The sequence below is a fragment of the Pedobacter gandavensis genome, assembly GCF_032678745.1.
GTDB lineage: Bacteria > Bacteroidota > Bacteroidia > Sphingobacteriales > Sphingobacteriaceae > Pedobacter > Pedobacter gandavensis_C.
The window spans coordinates 688,745-711,323 of the sequence record NZ_JAVTST010000001.1 but is presented as its reverse complement, the minus strand read 5'-3'; the positions used below and the strand labels follow the sequence as shown (position 1 = coordinate 711,323).

At 37.2% G+C, this 22,579-nt stretch carries 19 protein-coding genes; 5 read left to right on the top strand and 14 right to left on the bottom strand.

The annotated features are described in order from the left end of the window. Nucleotides 1–106: 106 nt before the first annotated feature. The 11 genes from R2S10_RS02800 to R2S10_RS02750 form a co-directional block, all read right to left on the bottom strand. A complete protein-coding gene (locus R2S10_RS02800) occupies nt 107–1,195 on the bottom strand; it encodes a histidine kinase (RefSeq protein WP_316838917.1) in 1,089 nt (362 codons plus the stop codon). 2 nt (nt 1,196–1,197) lie between these two features. Continuing rightward, nucleotides 1,198–2,286, bottom strand: coding sequence for a sensor histidine kinase (locus R2S10_RS02795; protein ID WP_316838916.1), 1,089 nt, complete (start codon nt 2,284–2,286; stop codon nt 1,198–1,200). A gap of 12 nt (nt 2,287–2,298) precedes the next feature. After that, on the bottom strand, nt 2,299–3,630 hold the full coding sequence (locus R2S10_RS02790) for a HAMP domain-containing sensor histidine kinase (RefSeq protein ID WP_316838915.1): 1,332 nt from the start codon (nt 3,628–3,630) through the stop codon (nt 2,299–2,301). Between the two features lie 235 nt (nt 3,631–3,865). Beyond that, a complete protein-coding gene (locus tag R2S10_RS02785; RefSeq protein WP_316838914.1) occupies nt 3,866–4,807 on the bottom strand; it encodes a sulfite exporter TauE/SafE family protein in 942 nt (313 codons plus the stop codon). Nucleotides 4,808–5,098: 291 nt separating this feature from the next. Beyond that, nucleotides 5,099–5,509 (bottom strand): organic hydroperoxide resistance protein, encoded by a 411-nt coding sequence (locus R2S10_RS02780; RefSeq protein WP_316838913.1) that lies wholly within the window; start codon nt 5,507–5,509, stop codon nt 5,099–5,101. Nucleotides 5,510–5,560: 51 nt separating this feature from the next. Continuing rightward, the gene (locus tag R2S10_RS02775; RefSeq protein ID WP_316838912.1) at nt 5,561–7,591 is read right to left on the bottom strand and encodes an FUSC family protein; all 2,031 of its coding nucleotides are present in this window, start codon (nt 7,589–7,591) and stop codon (nt 5,561–5,563) included. Nucleotides 7,592–8,364: 773 nt separating this feature from the next. Beyond that, nucleotides 8,365–9,510 carry a tetratricopeptide repeat protein gene (locus R2S10_RS02770; protein WP_316838911.1) on the bottom strand — a complete coding sequence of 382 codons (1,146 nt, stop codon included), beginning with the start codon at nt 9,508–9,510 and terminating at the stop codon, nt 8,365–8,367. Between the two features lie 87 nt (nt 9,511–9,597). Further along, complete coding sequence (locus tag R2S10_RS02765) at nt 9,598–10,683, bottom strand: tetratricopeptide repeat protein (protein WP_316838910.1); 1,086 nt, start codon at nt 10,681–10,683, stop codon at nt 9,598–9,600. Nucleotides 10,684–10,707: 24 nt separating this feature from the next. After that, the gene (gene gyrA / locus R2S10_RS02760; RefSeq protein WP_316838909.1) at nt 10,708–13,317 is read right to left on the bottom strand and encodes a DNA gyrase subunit A; all 2,610 of its coding nucleotides are present in this window, start codon (nt 13,315–13,317) and stop codon (nt 10,708–10,710) included. A 131-nt stretch (nt 13,318–13,448) separates the two neighbouring features. Next, the gene (gene hemF, locus R2S10_RS02755; RefSeq protein ID WP_316838908.1) at nt 13,449–14,345 is read right to left on the bottom strand and encodes an oxygen-dependent coproporphyrinogen oxidase; all 897 of its coding nucleotides are present in this window, start codon (nt 14,343–14,345) and stop codon (nt 13,449–13,451) included. 106 nt (nt 14,346–14,451) lie between these two features. Beyond that, on the bottom strand, nt 14,452–14,760 hold the full coding sequence (locus tag R2S10_RS02750) for a phosphoribosylpyrophosphate synthetase (protein ID WP_316838907.1): 309 nt from the start codon (nt 14,758–14,760) through the stop codon (nt 14,452–14,454). An 82-nt stretch (nt 14,761–14,842) separates the two neighbouring features. Between R2S10_RS02750 and R2S10_RS02745 the strand changes: the two genes are divergently transcribed. The 3 genes from R2S10_RS02745 to R2S10_RS02735 are packed head-to-tail and all read left to right on the top strand — an operon-like array spanning nt 14,843 to nt 17,384. Then, on the top strand, nt 14,843–15,328 hold the full coding sequence (locus tag R2S10_RS02745) for a DUF4442 domain-containing protein (protein ID WP_316838906.1): 486 nt from the start codon (nt 14,843–14,845) through the stop codon (nt 15,326–15,328). A 3-nt stretch (nt 15,329–15,331) separates the two neighbouring features. After that, nucleotides 15,332–15,967, top strand: a complete 636-nt coding sequence (locus R2S10_RS02740; protein WP_316838905.1) for an ATP-binding protein — start codon at nt 15,332–15,334, stop codon at nt 15,965–15,967. Between the two features lie 37 nt (nt 15,968–16,004). Further along, on the top strand, nt 16,005–17,384 hold the full coding sequence (locus tag R2S10_RS02735) for an MATE family efflux transporter (RefSeq protein WP_316838904.1): 1,380 nt from the start codon (nt 16,005–16,007) through the stop codon (nt 17,382–17,384). A 78-nt stretch (nt 17,385–17,462) separates the two neighbouring features. On the opposite strand, the gene mgtE is transcribed toward R2S10_RS02735, so the two are convergent. The 3 genes from mgtE to R2S10_RS02720 are packed head-to-tail and all read right to left on the bottom strand — an operon-like array spanning nt 17,463 to nt 20,565. After that, on the bottom strand, nt 17,463–18,812 hold the full coding sequence (gene mgtE, locus R2S10_RS02730; RefSeq protein ID WP_316838903.1) for a magnesium transporter: 1,350 nt from the start codon (nt 18,810–18,812) through the stop codon (nt 17,463–17,465). A gap of 27 nt (nt 18,813–18,839) precedes the next feature. Then, nucleotides 18,840–19,958, bottom strand: coding sequence for a magnesium/cobalt transporter CorA (gene corA / locus R2S10_RS02725; RefSeq protein WP_316838902.1), 1,119 nt, complete (start codon nt 19,956–19,958; stop codon nt 18,840–18,842). Nucleotide 19,959: 1 nt separating this feature from the next. Next, the gene (locus tag R2S10_RS02720) at nt 19,960–20,565 is read right to left on the bottom strand and encodes a WbqC family protein (protein WP_316838901.1); all 606 of its coding nucleotides are present in this window, start codon (nt 20,563–20,565) and stop codon (nt 19,960–19,962) included. Nucleotides 20,566–20,603: 38 nt separating this feature from the next. Here R2S10_RS02720 and R2S10_RS02715 point away from each other — a divergent pair, with 38 nt between their 5' ends. Both R2S10_RS02715 and R2S10_RS02710 read left to right on the top strand, forming a co-directional pair. After that, the gene (locus R2S10_RS02715; RefSeq protein WP_316838900.1) at nt 20,604–21,485 is read left to right on the top strand and encodes a lysophospholipid acyltransferase family protein; all 882 of its coding nucleotides are present in this window, start codon (nt 20,604–20,606) and stop codon (nt 21,483–21,485) included. Next, nucleotides 21,482–22,507: a glycosyltransferase family 2 protein gene (locus R2S10_RS02710; protein ID WP_316838899.1), complete on the top strand. Its 1,026-nt coding sequence runs from the start codon at nt 21,482–21,484 to the stop codon at nt 22,505–22,507. The genes R2S10_RS02715 and R2S10_RS02710 overlap by 4 nt, the downstream gene beginning before the upstream one ends. Nucleotides 22,508–22,579 lie beyond the last annotated feature (72 nt).

Below are 22,579 nucleotides of genomic sequence, written 5' to 3'. Positions count from 1 at the left end.
ATGAGCTCTTGAAAAGAATAGGATAGCCGATATTTATGAAAAAGGCCTTGCAGGAAATCAATCCTGCAAGGCCTTTTTTTAGCTTTAAAATTATTGTTTTCTAATCCTAGGTATTTTGCAGTACCTGCTGCTCCACAAGCGGTAGTGTCAAATGAACGGAAAAGCTTTTCTCCGCTTCTAAACTTTCATATTGGAGTTTTATAGCATCCCCATAAAGCTGACTATAATTGCTTTGATATTCTTCCAGATCTGCTAAAAGTGTTGCTGTTGCGACAGATTCATACTGCATATCCATATGTAATTCATCAGATTCAATTAGTATGATAATCTCTAGTAAAACAGCTTGATCATGTACGATCTTACAAAAAGGCTCTAAAAGATTAACTATAGAAAGCGGTGCAATACATTTCTCATTTTCTTCTCCTTGAATCGCTAATTTAATATGAAGTCGGTGATGTAAATGATCCAGACCAATGAAATGAACGAAAGATTGAAGAGCAGATAGTTCTTCTTTTAACGGACTGTATAGCTGTCTACCTCTATACAAACGATACCTCAAAAGATCTGAAAAGGTAAGAATAGCCTCAGGAGTGGTTTCTTCAGGTATTTTGGCAGACTCCTTTAATTGATGCAGAGACCTCATCAGGAAATCCGGATTGATGTTATTTTTTAACAGATCCAGTTTCACTTGTTCAATCTCCTTCTTTTCATTTTCCACCTCTAACAGTATACTGTTCTCTTCGTTTTTCTCCATAAAAAACAGCATAATAGAAAAGAACAAAAAGTTCAGAAGATAACTGGTTAGTTTACTATAATAAATCTTGGAGAAGCTTAAATTAATGTCTTTATCTATTGGATCAGTCAGGTGAATATAGGCTTTACCAAAAACTACATCAAGGGCAGAAATACTTAGATAACAAATGATGACCAATACCCAAAATTGCAGATTCTTATTCCTTTTGAAAAAATAGGGGATAAAGTATAAGCAATAGAGATAGAAAAAGGTCGCAATCAATAAATTCGAGAGAAAAAAGTGATTGTAAATTAGTGATGGGGTAATCGGTCCCTTGGCACGCATAATCGTACTGATGAACAATACCCAAACCCAATATACTATATGAGCTACCCAACGGTAATTATTAAAATAAACCCATCGGTTACGCTCATTAATTTCTAGTTGTACAAAATTGCTCATGTTTAAAAATTAAGAATTAGGTAGATTTCAAATTTATCAGGAGCATTGTTGATCGTTAATTTATGGCGTTTTGGATATAGGATATTGAGTCGTCTTTTTACGTTGATTAAGCCAATACCGCCTTGATATTCAGAGAAGGTTTGATGGGTAGCGACTGCCGGTTTACTGTTTTGCAATTTAAAATGAAGCTCTTTTTTCAAAACCTCGATCTCCATATTGATCCAGGATTTGCCAAAGCTGGTTTTGGTGCCATGTTTAAAAGCATTCTCCAGGAAGTTAATTAACAGTAAAGGCGCAATTTTACGCCCTGTAGTCACTCCTTTAATGGTAGTGGTGATGGTACATTGCTCTTCATTATGGCGTAACTTTTCCAATGCGATATAGCTATTGGTAAATGTAAACTCATCTTCCAGTTTCACCAGGTCCTCCTTACATTCGTACAACATATACTGAAGTAAAGATTCTAATTTTTCAATGATTATAGGCGTTCTTTCCGATTTCTTTAAGCTGAGTGCATAAATATTATTTAACGTATTAAATAGGAAGTGAGGGTTCACCTGCGACTTTAAAAACCTGCTTTCTAATTCAATCTTTTCAGATTTGAAACTTTCCAGGCGTTGTATTTCCTTTTGCCTATCGTAGATGTCAATAAAATAATAGAAGGCAATAAATATAGAGGAAATGAATAAATAGAGCATCATGCCATTCCCCAATAGTACCGACCAACCAAATTCCGGTCTGAAACTCATGCTGGGAATCATATTGATCACCATTTTTACAATGACCACATTGACCAGAAACCAGAATAAAAAAAGCAGTGGTAAACTCAGCCAAAAAAAATACTTCCTCTCTTTCTTGTGTAAAGGGATGATAAAAAGCAGAAAAGTATAGGATTGCAAAAACATGACCACACAAAAGGAGCTGGCAGAAAGTACTGGAAAAGGTTTAGGGAATTTCGGATTATTGAGCAGTCCGCTTCTATTAAGAACCAGGCAAACAAATCCTATAAATAACACCCAAAATAAAACGTGTAATAGCCATCGGTAATTGGAAAAAGTCTGAGAAAAATGTTGCTTAAAAGCAGGAGTCATCAATTAATAGTTTTAGGTTCGGCCGGGTAAAGTTATAATAAATTTACTTCCCTCATTCTCCTTACTTTCAACAACTATACTTCCTTCATGTTTTTCAATAAAATCTTTACACAACACTAGTCCCAGGCCAGTGCCACTTTCATTATTTGTTCCTCTGCTGGGCATTTTCTTTTCAATACGAAATAAATTGTTGAGCGTTTTACTATTCATACCCACACCGTAATCAATCACTGAGATTCGAACGGCTTTATTTAATATTTCCGCATGGACTTCCACACTACCAAAATTAGGCGTGAACTTAATCGCATTAGACAGTAGGTTTCTAAAAACCGTATGAATCATATCTATGTCAGCAGAAATCATGATTTGACCTTGCACGTTGTTAATGATTTCAATATTCTTTTGAGCAGCTACAATCTTTAAGACTTCTATACTCGAGTTCAAGGTCTCCCGTACATCTAAAATTCTGGGTTTAAAATTCATGACGCCAGCTTGGTTGGTAGACCATAGCAATACGTTTTCTAACAGTTTCGCGCTATTCCCTAAACTATGCTGTAAAAGATTGTAGGTTTTCCTGCGTTCATCAATATCCTCCTCAAAAACACCTTCTTCCAAAAACATCGTAAGTGCCAGTGCCGAATTTAATGGCCCACGTAAGTCATGTGCCAGTATAGAGAAAAACTGATCTTTACTCGCATTGATACCCTCTAATTCCTCATTAGCAATGGTCAATTTTTCATACTGAAACTCTAATATTTGTTTTTGGGATTGTATCAAACGATCTTGTTTAAAACGAGTCATGTTATTGTTCCATAATACCCAGGAGATCACAAAGGAAACCGCTATCACACAAAGCCCATCTATAACATTGAATAGTACTGTGTTTTGATTAGGTTGGGTTAACGTTACCCCATAGCAGAAAAAGCAGTAGATTAATACAAAATAGATTGCAGCATACAATGGCCTAATTAGAATAGTTGCAGCATTTAGCACACATGCCAACATAAAAGTGATGATGGCATTGTCTAACGATTGTCCGAAGATAGAACATAAGGCACCACAGCCAGCAAATATAAAGAACACCAGGTGGGGTAATAATTTACTTAACAAAGAGTATTCCCTTCTGGTAAATCTCAGGAAGAGTCCGATTAAACTCAAAAAGAGGCATATCGGTCCCATCATCATATTGATAAAGAAAAGATCGTTTAACCAGCTCGTTTCTTCTGGACCCACCTTGAAATTCCCGAACCTAAAATACAAATGAATAATTAAGGTAATGGGAACAAACAGGCTGGTGATGGTGATGCACCTATTGAGGTTAGTAGAACTAACTTCATCCTCCATGATCATTTTGTCTAGAGCGGGTCTTTTGAAAAACCTAAGAAATAGATTGAGAGCGTTTGCCATTTTGATAATAGAACAAATCTATTCTTTTATTTTATAAATAGCTAATCTTTTGAAAATGAACTACTCCTGTGTTTTTTGTTTATGATTATGTATGGCATAATCCAATATTTAAAGGAAGGAAATTGCTTTTAAAAGTAGGGGTTAAAAGCAATTTCTTTTGAGTATTTGTATTTTAAATAACTTTATCAATAGCCATCCAAATAATTCTCAAACTTGAAAGGATAACAATTACTGCAACGCCAATAAACATCTTTTTAATCGGAAGTTTCCCTACCAATCGTGCAGCAATCGGAGCTGCAATCACACCCCCAATCAGTAATCCTATGATGGACTGCCAATGGCTAACGCCGAGGATAAAGAAAAAAGTGACTGCACTGGCCATTGTGACAAAGAACTCTGTTAAGCTCACAGATCCAATTACATATTTAGGCGTACGCCCTTTTGAAATCAGTGTAGACGTTACCAAAGGTCCCCAGCCACCGCCACCAAAAGAATCTAAAAATCCTCCGGCACCTGCCAACCAGCCTGCGCGCTTCACTTTCTGCGGTTTCGGTTTTTCCTTAAAAGCATTGGTCAATATTTTTATTCCCAATGCTAAAGTATACACAGAAATAACCGGACGTATATACCCGGAAAAAGCCTCTCCGGCATATCCCAATAAAATTGCACCGGCAATCGCCCCTAAAACGCCTGGAATAAGCAAGGTTTTAAAAAGTTTCTTATTGACGTTTCCAAAGCGATAGTGACTAAATCCAGAAGCCCCACTAGAAAACATTTCAGCGGTATGAATACTCCCGGAAATTACTGCTGGATTCAATCCGCCAGAAAGTAATAGGGTGGTGGAAACTACTCCGTAGCCCATTCCAAGAGCGCCATCTACCATCTGCGCTACAAAACCAACCAATAACATCCACAAGAATTTCTCATCCATTTGGAAGTAAATTTCCTTGCCAAAAGCCAATACCGACTCGTAACTTAAATAGGAGTAAGTGGCATATCCTATAAACAGTGCAGCTAAAATCAACAGGCATAGGTAAGCAACGCGCTTCCATTTCTTTTCCTGAGAAGTACCCTGTTTAAAAGGGATGGCAATTTCTTTTTCTTGTAAACTCATGAGTGTCCTGCGCTAAATGTGGTATCGTTAATATCTGTAAAAGGTGAATAAACGCAGTAGGGGTCGTTTTCTATCCATACATAAAGTCTATCGAATTAGTAGACAATGATATGGTAACTTTTTGAATAAACAAAATAATCCAGGAAGAATTTGATTCTTTTATTTGCCAGTGCCTAAATCCCGAGTAAAATGGGTACTGGAAAAAGGAGGGAAGGGAGTGATATGACTTAAAACACAAAAGATCCTGAAAACTGAATTCAGGATCTTTTGTTCATCATTGATCAATATGATTTATATCGCAGTAACACGGGTTTCAATATTTCCTCGGGTTGCTTTTGAATATGGACAAGCACGATGTGCTTTGTCTGCTAATTTCTGTGCTTCTTCGGTGGTGATACCGGGAATGTGAACATCAAGGTCTGCAGACAAAACAAATGAATTGTCATCTTTATTAAAGGATACATGAACTTCCACACTTGCTTCAGAAACATCCACACCGTCATGAGCTGCAACAGCACCTAAAGCGCCTAAATAACATGGACCCCAGGCAGCTGCGAATAATTGTTCTGGATTAGTAGCGCCACCTTGTCCACCCATTTCTCTTGGTTTTCTTAGGTCAAATTCTATTGTTCCATCGCTTGATTTGATATGCCCATCACGTCCACCTTTTGCCGTAACGGAAGCTGTATATATTTTTTCCATAATTTGATTTAAATTTTATACCTCTACAACAGCTTCAAGCAGGTTAAAGTTTTATATTTTAATTTTTTCGCAGAGTTTAAAGATATCGTAAGCCACTTTTTGGATGAGATCAAACTGCTCATGAATGATGTCATCATTGGGATCTTGTGTCGAATTTTCAGTCTTTATTGGCTGTCTGATTAAAGGCACATTACTCAATGTGCTATTGTGACTATGCAATACTTCAATAGATAAATTCATCAGATAGGTGGTGTTATTTACCACAGGTTTCAGGTCATCAAAATTTGAAATTCTAAAAGAATGCTCTTTGTTGTACAAGGAAAGTGTGGCTACATAAGATGACAAAAGATGGTTTAAAGCCGTAAACTGGTGAAGCTCTTTCATCCTCAATTGCTTACTCTTGGGTTCCGAGAACATACGCTGAAACAGCGAAGCCAAATTTGCCGTCGTTACGTAAACTTCTTTCCTGGCCACCTTATAATTGGTCATGTTATGGGCGTCATCAGTATATAAGAAAGTAACCTGCTCAAAATAATTCATATTTGCCCTTAAAGTCGCCAACATGGCCTCTTTAAGCTTTTGATGCTCCCAATTTGGGAATAAAGAATAACTGGCCAGCAAGGCAATTCCAGAACCAATCAAGGTATCATAAATACGTTCACGTGCGACAGACAATCCGCCCATTCCCAGGAAATCAAAAAGCACCAGGATATAAGGCGTCATAAACAAAACACTCACTACATAATTTTTACGCTGGAAGCTATAACAGCCAATCATACAGAACAAAAGGATGATAAACAAAGTATGCTTATCCTGTACATATACCAGGATGCCCATACCTATAAATGCGCCGATAACCGTACCAATCAAACGTTCATAGTTACGCTTTTTGGTGAGACTAAAACCGGGTTTGGAGATCACCAGGATCGTTAATAAAATCCAGTAACTGTGTGAAAAATTTAAAAGTCTGGCCACCACAAATCCAATCAGCATCACAATAGCCACCCTCAGCGAATGTCTGAAAGTAGAGGAGGTGAATGTTAAATTCTCAAACAACAGCTTTAAATCTATAGGTTGTCTGGTAACAAAACGCTCTACATCGATTTCTCGGGGTTTCAGGTTTTTCTTTTCTTTTTTATTGAAATAACCGTTGATTGTTTTTACCCTGGAGAGTATATTCTCAATATTTACTTCTATATTTTTAAGCGCAATTATACCTAGCGTATTGTATTTTCCATCAGTATTGTTGATTTCTAAGGCTGTAATTTCCTTTCTAAGGGTCTCTACATCCTCAATTAACGAAGTAGGAAGATTAGGAACACCTCCGGTTTTTAAAGCAAAAGCAATTTCATCCAATTCATGCGCAATCTTTATAATAACAGATTCATAATGTGCTAGAATACCAGATTCATCAAATTGATCATGGAGCTGTTCATAATTATAATAGGTAGACATGACTTGTTCAAAAAGATCCACCATATCAACAAATACCAGCAAAAGAAAACGTCCTTCTGGTGTAGATTCACGAATAATTTCCCGTGTTTTGAACAGCACTTCTCGCACAGCATCTTGCTTTTCATGAACAAGCACCTGTAACTGAAGGAGTTTTGCATAATTCTCGTCGTAATCAGTATTCTGATGATAAAATCTCGCTTTAGCACGTAAAAACTCAGAAATTTCATGAATTGAATCACTTAATGTTTGTTGAACCAAACGGAATGGCCTGATTCTGTAGACAAAATAGCTCAATAAAGTGTACCAAATACTACCTATAAATATCAGTAATGCAAACACCAAGACCTCTTTCCATGGCCTGACATCGTCAATACTCAGCACCATAACAAGGAGGGAGGCAGTACCAATTGCCGCAGATCTTAAACCATATAGAAAAAACATGGAGAAAATGAAACTGCAGATAAAAAGCAGTGCGCCAATGAAATAGACATTGCTATTCGTCAATCCTACAACAATTGAAATGATGGTGATCAAACCAGTCGTAATCATCATCGCATTTCTGCGGTGAACAATTGGTCCTGGTGTATCGACAACACTGACACACAAAGCCCCTAAGGATAAGGTCATTCCATATTGAAGGAGACCAAATTGAGCTAAAATAAGAGAGGGACACAAGACACCAAAAGTAATCCTGAGGCCATCAGCGAAATATGTGCTTAATAAAAAATCCTGGATACTTCTGATTGGACGATTGAACATAGCGTAAAAATAGATTTACAATCATCAATTGTGCCATTAACAACTGCTTTATGCAAAATAACAAAATCATACCACAGTATTAAGATATATTGCCTCATATCTAATAATAATTTTAATCTTGAAAATTTTACTGCAAATTATGTGAAGGTTTTTCTCTATTTTAGATTTCTGAAAGATTTTTCATCTTAAAGCGCTTAATAATCAGCATTTTCCGGTAAAATCCTTAGTATATGGAATTTGAGCTAGGATCAAGGCAATTTTAACCTGCGTAGTATAGGTTGAACGCAGCTTAAAACGCTTTAAATCAAACAAATGAAAACTCTCAATATATCTGGCTTTATAAAAAAATTGAATCCATCTGCACAATAAAAGCAAATTTCAGATGATTGCTTGATTTAAACTTAGCATGTATCTTGTACCAGTTAATTCCTGCAGAAAAAACAGACCGCCTTAGAATCGGCTGTAGCAATTTTGCCCTGGTAAATATCCGTATAGCCAAATCTCCTGACGCTATTCTTACTTAGTATAAAAGTCCCATAATTAATATTATGTTAAGTAGTATTATGAAACATCCTACCCAATAGGTGTTTCTTTATAAATTATGATCCAATAATCCTTTTGTCTTGTTGTTGCTTAAGTGCTTAGAATTCTTCCAGTTTTCCTTTTAACTCCTGAACTTTGTCCAATCTGTTTTTTCTGGTGTAAATGTCTATCAGCAACTGAACTGTAGATTTGTCGTTCTGATTGATTTCATGAGCTTGCAGTAATGCAATTTCCGCACGATTAATATAAGATGCAAATGACGGTCCGTCATTCTTTTTTGATTTCAGCGATTCATTTGCAGCATTGATATAAGCTATCCCTATTTGATGCAACGCATCAAAATAATTCTCATCCAAACTCAATGCTTTATTGTAAGCTAATATTGCTGTGCTATTATTAGATTTATTCTGGTGTAGATATCCGTAAAGAAAATACAATAATTTATTTTTCGTTTCTGTCTTTAAGGTCGATTCGATCACACGGATTGCATCATCATACTTTTCAGTATCCAATAAAAGATTGATATAGTCATTGGTAAGATATACATTGTAAGGATTCATTTTCAATCCATCTTCTAACGACTTCAAAGCCAATTCATGCTCAAATTTAGAAGAATAAATTCCGCTAAGTTTTTGATACACGACAGGATTTTTAATCCCATTGTCTTTAGCCCTTTTATAATAGATCAATGCTTTATCCAAGGATTGCATATTCTGTGCAGCCAAAGCAGTATTAATTGCTAAGGTTGTATCTTTTGGAAAGAAATCACTAACCTCTTTTAATAATTCATAAGCCGTACTAAAATCATTGCTTGCAAAAGCAGCATTTGCTTTATCTTGTTTTTTGATATTTACATTATAGACTGAAGCGGAAATCAATTGCGAATTTGCCTGGAATTTATCTAGTCTCTTCGCGGAATCAATAGCTTCAACTGCTAAATTGTAATAACGATCAGAATTGTTCGGATCCGTATCAATTATAGACACATAAGCACTTAAATAAGCTTTAATAGCCCAGGTTTCCGGCCATTTTTTCGTCTTTTTATCGTTCTGAGCAGCCTCAGCAGCCTTCACCCCCTCTCCTAGTATACTTAGCTGTTTTTTCTCATCCTGTTTACCAGCAATAGCCATTTGAAGCTTTCCCACACTGTTTCTTGCAATTTGCAATTGACTTGTTTGGGAAAAAGCATGGTCAGCACTCAATAAAACCAGGAAAGCAGCATTAAATAAATAGATCTTTTTCATACTAAGGGTGTGTTCTAGCTACAAACTTATAAAAAAAAAGGAGGGATAAAAATTACCCCTCCTTTTTAATAGAATTATTAATGATGATTAAGGCTTTGCTGCTCTTAAATCGTCAAGTCTTTTCTTGGTTGCTTCATAGTTTACCTTGTCATCTTTAAATAAATAAATGATTTTCAAGTTTTCTAAAGCATTTTCATTTTTAGGATCTAATTCTAAAGCTGCTTTATAGTAAGGCGTTGATTGATCGATAAACGCGATCATCTTATTACTAATTGCATTGAATTCCTTAACTTTCTTAGGATCAATTTTATTTCTCTCCGTTTGTAAAGCTAAAGCTTGTTTGTAATAAGTATCACCTAACAAATATTGATAGATTGCATTTTTTGGATCTTTAGCAATCAATTTATTCAACATCTCCTGAGATTTAGCAATATTACCAGATTTGATATAAAGATCAGTTTCTAAACCAATGAAATAAGAATCATCAGGAAATTTGCTACTTGCTTCTTTTAGGATAACTAAACCAGCAGCTGTATCCTTTAACTTGTCGAAAGTAACACCTACGATCTCAGAGTAAAGAACTTTTGAATCCTTGTAACCTAAATCAATAGCTTTCTTGAAGTTCTTAACTACCTCAGGATAGTTCTCAATTGCTTTTGCAGTAACACCTGCATTCACATAGGTAGAAGTATCATTTGGATTTTTAGCTGTTACTTCATTAAAAGCAGCTAATGCACTCGCAAAATCCTTTTTATTGTAAGCAAAAATCGCACGATTTCTCATCGCATTGTCTACATTCACTTCTGCTTGCTGAATGTTTTCTTTTTCTGCACCTTTTGTATCTAAAGCTTTTGCCTGAACAATCGCTTCTTCAGCGATCTTTTGGTTTGCTTTAGCATTGTTAAGATCTAATGAATCCACCAATGCAATTCTAGATGCAAATAAAGCTCTGTAAGACCAAGCCTCTGGCATTGCCTTAGATTTCTCATGAACAATCGCTTTATCAGTATGCGCTAAACCTTCGTTTAGCGTTTTCAAGTTGTCGGCTAATGTAGTTGTTTTAGCAATAGCCAATAATGTCCATGCTTTCTTAGCTTCGTTTACTTCACTTTTTTGCGCATTTGCATAGGTGGCAGCACCTACAAATAATATACTAAAAAGTACTTTTTTCATCTTGTTAATTTATGGGTCAAAAATTTAATTTTCTTCTTCTTCAGCCTCGTCTTCATCTTCTTCTTCCTCTTCCGATTCGTCTTCAATGATTTCTTCTGATTCCTCTGCTCCATCAACAACAAGAGCATCCTTTACTACAACAGCACCTTCTACACCTTCTTCGTCTTCGATTTCCTCATCTTCATGTTCAATCTTAGCAACAGAAGCAATTTCATCATTTCCTTTAAGGTTGATCAAACGCACACCTTGTGTTGCTCTTCCCATTACCCTAAGTTCACTAACAACAATTCGGATCACGATACCTGATTTGTTAATGATCATTAAATCATCCGCATCAGTTACGTTTTTGATGGCTACCAATGCACCGGTTTTTTCCGTTACACTAATGGTTTTAACACCTTTACCACCTCTGTTAGTAACGCGGTAATCTTCAATATCAGTACGTTTACCGTAACCTTTTTCTGAAACCACTAAAATAGTTACTCCTGGATCATCTACAGCAATCATACCAACAACCTCATCCTGGTCGTGTGCAAGCGTTACTCCTCTTACTCCAGTTGCAGTTCTACCCATTGGTCTAACCTTCTCCTCATTGAAACGAATTGCTCTTCCAGAACGTAAAGCCATTACAATTTCGCTTTTTCCTGTAGTTAAACTTGCTTCTAATAGTTGATCACCTTCATTAATGTTAATTGCATTGATACCATTAACACGTGGTCTTGAATAAGCTTCTAAAGAGGTTTTCTTAATTGTTCCCTTTTTAGTACACATGATAATGTAATTGTTTTCCAGATATTCCTGGTCCTTCAAGTTCTTTACCTTAATGTATGCTTTGATTTTCTCCTCTTTAGGAATATTGATGATGTTCTGAATTGCTCTACCTTTACTTAGTCTTGATCCCTCAGGAATTTCATAAACTCTCAACCAGAAACAACGTCCTGATTCTGTAAAGAACAACATATAGTTATGGTTTGAAGCCACCAATAAATGTTCAATGAAATCTTCATTTCTTGAATCACTACCTTTAGAACCTTTACCACCTCTACCTTGTGTACGGTATTCAGTTGCTGGAGTACGTTTGATATAACCTTCATGTGAAATTGTGATCACAACGTCTTCATCCTCGATGAAATCTTCCATGCTCATGTCTTCCGCAGAGTGTACGATTTGAGTTCTACGCTCATCACCATATTTCTCCATCATTTCAGTCAATTCATCCTTAATGATTTGCATACGTAAATCTTCTGAATCCAGAATAGATTGTAAGTATTCAATAGTTTTCATTAATTCATCGAATTCTTCTTTGATTTTATCACGTTCCAGACCTGTTAACCTACGTAAGGTCATGTCAAGAATTGCTCTGGCTTGAATATCACTCAAACCAAATTTCTCCATTAATCCTACTCTTGCTTCTTCTGGAGTATTTGAAGCACGAATTAATTTAATTACTTCTTCAATATGATCTAAAGCAATTAATAAACCTTCCAGAATATGCGCTCTTTTCTTAGCTTCTGCCAGTTCAAATTTCGTTCTTCTAACCACCACATTATGTCTGTGATCAACGAAATGACGAATCAAATCTTTCACGTTCAACATTTGCGGTCTGCCATTCACAAGCGCAATATTATTTACACTGAAAGAAGTCTGTAAAGCAGTCTGTTTGAAGAGGTTATTTAAAACAATTGCAGCATTCGCATCACGTTTAATTTCATAAACGATACGGATACCATCCTTGTTCGATTCATCTTTAATATTCGAAATACCGTCGATTTTTTTCTCACCTACCAGCTCAGCGGTACGCTCAATCATCATCGCTTTATTTACCTGATAAGGGATTTCAGTAACGATAATCGTTTCACGATCTTTATTCGTTTCAATCTCCGCTTTAGCACGCATTACAATACGACCTCTGCCAGTTTCGAAAGCCTCCTGAACACCTGTGTAGCCATAAATAATAGCTCCTGTAGGAAAATCAGGTGCTTTTATATGCTTCATTAACTCAGGTATAGTGATTTCATTATTTTCGATATAGGCAATGGTTCCATTGATCACCTCAGTAATGTTGTGTGGTGGCATATTTGTTGCCATACCAACCGCAATACCGGAAGAACCATTGATCAATAAGTTTGGAACTTTAGCTGGAAGAACCGTTGGTTCCTGCAGGGAATCGTCAAAGTTAAGCTGGAAATCTACTGTATCTTTATTGATATCAGCAAGCATATCTTCAGCAATCTTTTGGAAACGAGCCTCCGTATAACGCATTGCTGCAGGAGAGTCACCGTCAATCGATCCAAAGTTACCCTGTCCTTCTACCATTAAGTACCTTAAACTCCATTCCTGAGCCATCCTTACCATGGTATTGTAAACAGATGCATCACCATGTGGGTGATACTTACCTAATACCTCCCCAACAATACGGGCAGATTTTTTATAAGGTTTGTTGTTTGCAAGTCCCAGATCCAACATCCCGTATAAAACACGGCGGTGAACTGGTTTTAATCCATCACGAACATCAGGTAAAGCCCTTGATACAATAACCGACATCGAATAATCGATGTAAGCGGATTTCATCTGCTCGTCAATATTGATTTTTATTATTTTGTCGTTTTCTTGATTTTCTAAATCTTCTGCCATAAATAGTAATGTTCCCTAAGAACGATTTAAACGTGGTATTCTTATAACCTTGCGAATTTAATAAAAAATGCGCCATAAAGGCGCATTGTGGAAAAAATTTATCGTATATATTTTAGGTCCAAAAATGGGGATTAAGCCCACTCTATGCCTTTTTTTAGCTTACTTAAGGTATCCTCTTCCGGGCTATCCGGGATTGGCTGATAATTATAAACCCATTTCGCCATTGGAGGTAAGCTCATTAGGATAGATTCTATCCTCCCATTGGTTTCCAGGCCAAATTTGGTCCCTGCATCATACACCAAATTAAACTCCGCATAACGGGATCTTCTTAAGTATTGCCATTCCTGTTCTTCAGTACTAAAATCTGAATCACGATTTCTGTCGATCAGCTCCGTATAGGCAGGAAGGAAGGTATTGCCAACTGCTGTAGAAAAATCCAGTAAACGATCAAAACCCAATCCTGTATTTTCCGGCTTAAGTTTATCATAAAAGATACCGCCAACACCCCTAGTCTCTTCTCTATGCTTGATGAAAAAATAATCATCTGCATGCGCTTTAAATTTCGGGTAAAAAGAAGCATCAAACTTATCACAAGTCTGTTTCAGCAAGTGATGAAAAAAACGTGCATCCGTATCGATTACATAATGCGGCGTCAAGTCTATCCCTCCACCAAACCATCTGGTCTGATCATCCATCTCAAAATAACGAATGTTCATATGTATAATAGGCACGAAGGGATTATTAGGGTGCATCACGATAGAAACCCCGGTCGCAAAGAAATCATCGTTATCGAGCTTAAAAGACTTCTTAATCGCTTCTGGCAATTTGCCATATACCGCAGAGAAGTTTACACCACCTTTTTCAATTACATTTCCATTCTGCAGAATTCTCGTTCTGCCGCCACCGCCACCTTCACGGCTCCAAATTTCTTCTTCAAATTTTCCTTTGCCATCGGTTTGTTCTAAACCCTGACAAATGGAGTCCTGAATTTTCTGGAAAGCTGCGACTACTTTATCTTTAAATACCATTTCTCTAAAACTTATCCTCAAAGTTAACTTTTAAAAAAGCCCCTTTTCAGCTAAAGTTGAGATAGTACATTTTTTTGACATAATGGCCCTAAAACAAGTAGGATCATTAATCGTGGTGCATTTTTAGCTTATCCAACAACTCCGGAGAGACATTTTCCGCATACACACCATAAGCATCGATTAATACGCCTTTGAGATTCCCTACCGGGGAGGAAATCGCATAAATTACCGCACTGTCTCCGGGATCAGTCATCCCTTCAAAACGGTAAACTTCGTCGATTTCAAACTCTTCAGGCATCAGCTGCAGATCGATAGCTTTACACTCTATACAATCAGGTGCCAGGATGAAATCATATTCATAACCTCTCTTCTCAAGGTCAGAAACAGCGTCGGTAAGGGTGTCATAAATATACATAGCTCTAATTTAATAAAAAATAATTGTAGTATGGACCGTTTTAAATTTCATAGTTCAATAAACTTTCAGATATTTAAGCATCATGGTAGTATCAGAAAAAACGCTTAAATGGGGACTTTGTTTGTATCCACCTTTATTATTCCAGCGTATCTGGGTAAAAAGATTCCATAAAGGTTTTCGAGGTGTAGATGTAAAGATCAACAGGAGCCTTTTCAATAAAAATTATAACGGATCTATATTCGGAGGAACGATTTATGCCGCCACCGATCCGTTCTATGCCTTGCTGTTTGATCAGCTTCTGAGACGGGAAGGGTATAAAATCAGGGTCTGGCTAAAAAGTGCTTCCATTCAATACCTAAAGCCAGGTCATGGAGACTTATTTTTTACCATCACCGTTACCGACGAAATGCTCAACGAAGCCATAGAAGCGATGAATACAGTCGGGAAATTTGTAAAAGCATACCCGATGGAAATCACCAATGCTCAGGGAGAATTATGCGCTACAGTGATGAATGAAATTTATGTGCGCAATTTACACCACGGAGAAAAACCACGTATCGCCTATTAAGCTATGAACATCAAGAAACTCATCCTGCAAGGCGAAGGGACCACCCTTGATTTCAAGAAAACCATTACTAACAACGAAAAGATTGCCCGCAGTATTGTAGCATTTGCCAATCATAAAGGCGGACAATTACTCATTGGTGTAGCCGATGACGGAACGATTAAAGGCGTCAAATCCGAAGATGAAGAGAAATATATGCTCCTCAAATCTGCTCAGCAATTTTGCAGACCTGCAGTAGATTTGAGTTTTGAAGAAATATATGTGGAAGATAAACTCATCCTTGTCGTAAATATCAACCCAAGTGAAACCAAACCCCATTATGCATTGGATGAAAACAAAAAATGGTGGGTTTATTTCAGAATCCAGGACAAAAGCCTTCTGGCGAGTAAAATTCTCGTAGATGTCATCAAGAAAAGTTCGGAAACTCATACTCCACAAACGTCTAATGGAAAAGAGGAAAAATTATTATTTGATTACTTAACATTAGAAGGGCGTATTACCTTAAAACAGTACAGTAAAATCATCAAAACCTCATATAAGAAGGCGCAAAAGATATTGGTCAGCCAGATTCTTAGTGGAGCCATTGAGCCTCATAGTTCTGAAAAAGAAGAATATTTTACAACAATTTCACAACACCATTAGGTAAAATAATTTCAACCTCAAAAAATTGAGGATAGAAATGTCGACTTTTGTAGCAATGCTACAAACACTTTATTCAAAATATAAACCTTATTACTCCGACAACCTACGTCTGGCTATGCCAATTGTAGTGTCTCAGTTGGGGCATACCCTTGTTCATTTAGCCGACAGTGTAATTGTAGGGCATTTTGCCGGCACCATTCAATTGGCCGCAGTCTCCCTCGTGAATAGTCTTTTTATGCTCATCCTGGTGATTGGAATGGGAATCTCTTATGGCCTAACACCTTTAATGGCTCAGGAAAATGGCCGTAAAAACTACGATGAATGTGGAAAGCTATTGTCAAATAGCTTAATTATTAACATCATCACCTCTATTCTACTATACGGTTTTGTGCATCTTGGAACTTTATTAGTTATCGATCACCTCGGACAATCACCTGAAGTAGTCGCCTACGCCAAACCTTATTTAGGCTATCTCGCCATTTCCATTATTCCATTGATGATCTTCCAAACCTTTAAGCAATTTGCAGAAGGTTTAGGTTTCACCAAGCAAGCCATGTTTGTCTCCATCTGGGGAAACTTGCTCAACATTATTCTAGGAATTATCCTGGTCAAAGGAATGTTCGGAATAACGCCTATGGGTGTCAAAGGTGTTGGGATAAGTACCCTGGTAGACCGTACACTAATGGCAATCGTGATGTCCATTTATGTGTTAAAGTCTAAATATTTCAAGGAATATATCAAAAGCTTTAAAGTCACTTTCTTCGATAAAGTAAGGGCCTTAAAAATCATCAAAATTGGCGCCCCGGTAGCCTTACAGTATTCTTTTGAAATCAGTGCATTCAGTGGTGCAGCGATTTTAATTGGTACCATCGGTGCAGTAGAACAAGCAGCTCACCAGGTGGCAATCAATCTGGCTTCTGTGACTTACATGATGGCCAGTGGTATTGCTTCAGCCGCAACCATTAAAACCGGAAACAACTTTGGCAAGAAAAACTTCCTTGACCTCCGACAATCGGCAATTGCGAGTTACCATGTCATTATCTTGTTCATGAGTATTACTGCCATCCTGTTTATCGTAGCCAATAACCTGCTTCCCTACATCTATACAGAAGATACAGCGGTAATTAATATTGCAGCTCAGCTATTGATTATAGCAGGATTTTTCCAATTGTTTGATGGTACACAAGTTGTCGGCTTAGGGGTATTAAGAGGAATTGGCGATGTCAATATCCCTACCTTCATCACCTTTGTAGCCTACTGGATCATTGGAATTCCACTTGGATATTTACTGGGAATTAAATTAGATATGGGAGTAAACGGAATTTGGTATGGCCTAACATTCGGCTTACTCACCGCTTCCATATTACTCTTCTTTAGGTTCCAGAATAAAACCAGACTACTCATTAAAACAGCATAGTCCTAATCCTGATCAACAAAAAAGCCCAGTTAATTATTATAATTAACTGGGCTTTTTTTATAGTGTAAGAAAACTAGTCTACAGCAATAGTTTGCTCGCTAATCCCAATAATAATAAAAATCCAAAAACATCTGTAAATGTTGTAATGATAATCGATGAAGCGATTGCCGGATCAATACCCACTCTTTTCAGTATTAACGGAATACCTGCACCAGTAACCCCCGCGATTAGCAGGTTACCAGTCATCGCTAAAAAGATCACAACCCCTAACAAAGGGTTACTATCGAAAAATATGGCAAACATAAAAACGATCAAACCAGTAACTGCACCATTGATCAATCCTACAGTAAATTCTTTCAATACCGTACGATAAGCCTGGTTATCGGTCAAATCATATAGCGAAATCCTTCTTACTGTTACCGCCAATGCCTGCGTGGCTGCGTTTCCACCCATACCCGCAATAATGGTCATATAAGCAGAAAGCACTGCGATTTTTTCTATTGTAGAACCGAAATGCCGAACCACTGCCGAAGCTAAAAATGCCGTCCCTAAGTTTAAGATCAACCAGGGTAAACGAGATTTTACCGCTTCCACCCAGTTACCACTCAGTTCCTCATCTTCAGAAACCCCGGAGATTTTTAAGATATCCTCAGTATTCTCATCTTCCAAAACGTCAATAACGTCATCGAAAGTTACCCGTCCCAACAACCTCATGTCATTGTCAACAACAGGAATACTGGTAATGTTATATTGAGAAATTAACCTGGCCACCTCTTCCTGATCGGTATCAGGCGTTACCCAGGCCACTTCTGCCTTTACTAATTCTGTAATATGTACGTTTCCTTTTGCCTTAATGATGTCCTTCAAAGAAACGATTCCCTGAAAAACATTGTCATCATCAATTACAAAAATGGTATAGAATTCTTCGATTTCTTCACTCTGACGAATAATCTCATCAATCGCATCCTTTTTAGTCAGGTTAAGATTGACGCGGATAAACTCGGTGTTCATTAAACCACCGGCAGTCTTTTCGTCATAACTCAGTAGATTCCTGATATTGGAGGCATCATCCTCACTTAAATCCTCTAGAATCTCCTTTTGTTCATGCTCTTCTAACTGAGAAATAATGTCCGTAGCATCATCATAATCCAGCTCTTCTACAATTTCCGTTCTTTTATCCGGATGTAATTGCAATAACAACTCCTCAGGGTGAGACTCCTCATGCATCTCGGAAATTACTTCCGAAGCAATCTCTACTGGTAAAAGATTGATAATCCTTTCCTGGTCTTCTTTGTTGATGCTTTCAAAAAGGATGGCTATTTCTGAGGCATGATACTCCGATAGAATAACTTTAAGTTGTTCATCATCACTATTTAAGGCGTTTTTTAACTTAGAAACGTCTGTTTTGTCCAGGTCGAAGGATTGCATCTATTGCCAAAGTTACAATAATCATGCTTATTTAAACCATCCCTTACGCCAGAAATATATGATTTGTAACACCGCAATGGCCGCCATACCTAACATGGTATAAACGTACCCATTAGCCTGATAAAGCTCGGGCATGTTCTGAGGCAGCAGTTTACCACTGATCGGATCCACATTTGCAAAGTTCATCCCGTAGATTCCAGCAATGAAAGTTAGCGGAATAAAAATAGAGGAAATGATGGTCAGCACCTTCATGATTTCATTCATCCGGTTACTGATAATCGACAAATACATGTCTATATTACTCGCCGAAATCTCTTTTAACGACTCTACGATATCTATAATCTGAATGCAATGGTCATACGCATCGCGGATGTACATTTTCGTTTGATCTGTGATTAAATGGGTGTCACTGCGAAGAATATCATTTAATTTATCACGCTCGGGCCAGGCCACCCTCCTGATATTAATCAGATTTCTTTTGATCAATTGGGTATCAAACATGACCGACTTATCCGGTTTATCGAATAAGCGATCCTCAATATTATCTAACTCATCACCCCAGGCACTCAAAATTTCAAAATAAGTATCTATAATGATGTCCATCAGGGCGTACATCAAATAACTGCTGCCACCTAAACGTATATTACCCTTGCCTATCTTCAATCGCGAGCGCACTGGTTCCAGGCAATCCTCATAGCTTTCCTGAAAAGTAATCAATGCATTGTCCAGCAACAAAAAAGAGTATTGCTGATTCTCCAGGTTTTGGTTTTCATCCAATTGCAACATCCTGCTCACCGCAAAAACATGATGATCGTATTCCTCCTGTTTTGGTCGCTGGTAAGTCCTGGTAATGTCCTCGAGAATCAGTTTATTGATATCAAAATCTCTGCTCAATGTTTCAAACAAAGCCAAAGAATTAAAGCCTTTAATCTCTACCCAAAACGTATGTCTTTTATCTTCCAACATGGATTTCAACATACTGATATCCTTCATTTCCCTCACCTCATAGCTTTCCGCATTATAACGGTAAAGGTTGACGATAGGTTTTAAAGCCTTCGGATCAATGTAAATCATCCCCGGACTAGATCCGGCATGTGGTAGCGCTAAATGCTGACGTTTCTTTTTGTGCTTTGCTGGTTTAGCCATTTTACATATAAGATTTCGATTGTGGACCCTGATTAAACAACAAGTCCACAATGCTTAAGTTTGGCTTAAAACCTTCTCTATCATCAAAGACCTGGAAATACGGTTTAAACTCCCCTTCTGGCTTCTTAAACACTGGTCCGGAACGGAAATCCAGCTCCTTAGGCACATCATCATGGTATTCTTCCGTCAGCTCAAACTTTGCGGTGATCTTCAATTGTTTGAATAACCATTCCATAATTTCCTGATTGTAATCAAAAAGAGAATCGAATTTCTCATGGTAAAATCTAGCAAATTCATCCTCATAATACTCGAAATATGCGGAATTACGGTAACAACTCTCCAAACTCTTCCAATGTAAGCGCTGCCAGTTAAAATCATTACTTATTTTAACATCCTTCATTTTGGTGTGTAAATTTTTGCCGCGAATAACCGGAACAATCAGGTCCAAACTCCCATTAGGTGAGTAAATTGTAGCCCTGTTTCTAAAGGTCTGTTTTGGAAAATGCTCCTCTTTTTCCAGTAAAAACTCGTTTCCAAAACGTTTCAATTCTTTGAAATAACTTACTGGTGGAAGATAAAAAAGGGGAAATATAGCTAAACTTTGCATCTGTTATTTTATGTTTGCATTCTTAATCCGCCAAAATAATGATAAAAAAAAGCTTTTCTTATATAGGAGTAGTTTTTTTAAGCTTTTTCTCTCTTCTGCCTACCCAGTTTTTATACTTAATCTCTGCATTCTGTTACTATATCCTATATTATTTAGTAGGTTACAGAAAAAAAGTTGTTCGTGAAAATCTAGTTAATTCTTTTCCAGAGAAAAGCCTGGAAGAAATCATCATTATAGAAAAACGGTTTTTCCGATACTTCGCAGATCTAACGATGGAAGTGATTAAAATGTCCTCCATCTCTGAAAAAGAAGTATTGAAACGTGTCAAATTCAAAAACCTACACCTGGTAGAAGCACATTTCAATAAAGGAGAAAGCGTATTGGCCTGTACCGGTCATTATGGAAATTGGGAATGGGGAATGTTAGCATTAGGTATCCATTTATCTAAAACTGCTTACGTGATCTACAAACCCCTGAATAATAAGATTTTTGACAACTGGTTTCTAAAAATGAGAAGCAAATATGGGAATGTTTGTGTACCCATGCGACAAACATTACGCATGCTGACCAGTAAAAAAAATGAAGCAAGTATGTTCTGTTTTGCCAGCGACCAAAGTCCGGTTCAGGGAGAAGCACATTACTGGTTAAACTTTCTAAATCAAGATACATCCGCCTTATTAGGCCTGGAAAAGATTGCAATGCAAACCAACAGACCCATCTTCTATTTTAAATTAACCTATCTAAAAAGAGGTTATTATGAAGTAGAATGTGTGCCTATTTGTCCAGTGCCAAAAGAAACTAAGGAACACGAAATCACCGACATCCATTTCAAATTCCTGGAACAAATTATTAACGAAGAACCGTCTTACTGGCTATGGAGCCATAGACGATGGAAAACAAAACGACAAAACGCATCATGACAACAGCAAGTGTAGCAGTAGTAATTTTAAATTGGAATGGAAAAGCACTGCTGGAAAGGTTTCTGCCAAGTGTGCTACAGTCGTCCTATGCCAATTTACAAGTTATAGTAGGTGATAATGCATCAACAGATGATTCTGTAGCTTTTGTACGCCAAAACTATCCGAATATTCGCATTATTGAAAACGACAAGAATTACGGTTTTGCCGGAGGGTATAACAAAGTATTAGAGCAGGTAAACGCAGATTATTATGTGTTGCTAAACTCAGATGTTGAAGTTCCTGAAAACTGGATTCAACCAGTCATTGACCTGATGCAAAATGATCCTAAAATTGCAGCAGCACAACCAAAGATCAAATGGCAACAAGACAAAAGTAAATTTGAATACGCAGGAGCTGCCGGTGGCTATCTTGATTTACATTGCCTACCCTTCTGCAGAGGACGAGTATTTGATACTGTAGAAGACGATCATGGTCAATATAATGATGTAAAAGAGATCTTCTGGGCAAGTGGTGCAGCCTTATTCATTAAAAGTGAATGCTGGAAAATATCTGGTGGATTAGACCCCGATTTTTTTGCACATATGGAAGAAATAGACCTTTGCTGGCGTTTAAAGAATATGGGCTACAAAATCATGTATTGCCCGGATGCAGAAGTTTATCACCTTGGTGGAGGAACATTAAATGCCGACAACCCTTATAAAACCTATTTGAACTTCAGAAATAACCTGATAATTATGCAGAAAAATCTGCCGTTATCAGATGCTTATTTTAGGATCTTCATTCGCTTTTTTATAGATTTTGCAGCATTACTTAATTTCGTAGCACAAGGGAAGCTAGATTCTGCAATGTCGATTAGTAAAGCACATTTTCATTTCCTTCAACAATTATCTGCCAATGGAAAGAAAAGAGCAAAACAACAGATCCCTTACCATAAACATGCCGGATACTACTCTTCCAGTATTATATACGCTTACTTCATAAAAAAAATCAAGCGCTTTAGTGATTTGGGTATTAAAAACTAAGCCCATTTTGCAATAGCAAGATGATATAAAAAGGAAGCCTGCATCATAAATGTGCAGGCTTTCTTTTTATAC

Coding starts and splice junctions, on each gene's coding strand:
- mgtE (WP_316838903.1), bottom strand. CDS start 18,812: ATGCAATCCTTCGACCTGGACAAAACAGACGTTTCTAAGTTAAAAAAC.
- R2S10_RS02740 (WP_316838905.1), top strand. CDS start 15,332: ATGAACATCAAGAAACTCATCCTGCAAGGCGAAGGGACCACCCTTGAT.
- hemF (WP_316838908.1), bottom strand. CDS start 14,345: ATGGTATTTAAAGATAAAGTAGTCGCAGCTTTCCAGAAAATTCAGGAC.
- R2S10_RS02710 (WP_316838899.1), top strand. CDS start 21,482: ATGACAACAGCAAGTGTAGCAGTAGTAATTTTAAATTGGAATGGAAAA.
- R2S10_RS02770 (WP_316838911.1), bottom strand. CDS start 9,510: ATGAAAAAGATCTATTTATTTAATGCTGCTTTCCTGGTTTTATTGAGT.
- gyrA (WP_316838909.1), bottom strand. CDS start 13,317: ATGGCAGAAGATTTAGAAAATCAAGAAAACGACAAAATAATAAAAATC.
- R2S10_RS02780 (WP_316838913.1), bottom strand. CDS start 5,509: ATGGAAAAAATATATACAGCTTCCGTTACGGCAAAAGGTGGACGTGAT.
- R2S10_RS02800 (WP_316838917.1), bottom strand. CDS start 1,195: ATGAGCAATTTTGTACAACTAGAAATTAATGAGCGTAACCGATGGGTT.
- R2S10_RS02745 (WP_316838906.1), top strand. CDS start 14,843: ATGGTAGTATCAGAAAAAACGCTTAAATGGGGACTTTGTTTGTATCCA.
- R2S10_RS02735 (WP_316838904.1), top strand. CDS start 16,005: ATGTCGACTTTTGTAGCAATGCTACAAACACTTTATTCAAAATATAAA.
- corA (WP_316838902.1), bottom strand. CDS start 19,958: ATGGCTAAACCAGCAAAGCACAAAAAGAAACGTCAGCATTTAGCGCTA.
- R2S10_RS02715 (WP_316838900.1), top strand. CDS start 20,604: ATGATAAAAAAAAGCTTTTCTTATATAGGAGTAGTTTTTTTAAGCTTT.
- R2S10_RS02790 (WP_316838915.1), bottom strand. CDS start 3,630: ATGGAGGATGAAGTTAGTTCTACTAACCTCAATAGGTGCATCACCATC.
- R2S10_RS02775 (WP_316838912.1), bottom strand. CDS start 7,591: ATGACCTTATCCTTAGGGGCTTTGTGTGTCAGTGTTGTCGATACACCA.
- R2S10_RS02765 (WP_316838910.1), bottom strand. CDS start 10,683: ATGAAAAAAGTACTTTTTAGTATATTATTTGTAGGTGCTGCCACCTAT.
- R2S10_RS02720 (WP_316838901.1), bottom strand. CDS start 20,565: ATGCAAAGTTTAGCTATATTTCCCCTTTTTTATCTTCCACCAGTAAGT.
- R2S10_RS02795 (WP_316838916.1), bottom strand. CDS start 2,286: ATGACTCCTGCTTTTAAGCAACATTTTTCTCAGACTTTTTCCAATTAC.
- R2S10_RS02785 (WP_316838914.1), bottom strand. CDS start 4,807: ATGAGTTTACAAGAAAAAGAAATTGCCATCCCTTTTAAACAGGGTACT.
- R2S10_RS02750 (WP_316838907.1), bottom strand. CDS start 14,760: ATGTATATTTATGACACCCTTACCGACGCTGTTTCTGACCTTGAGAAG.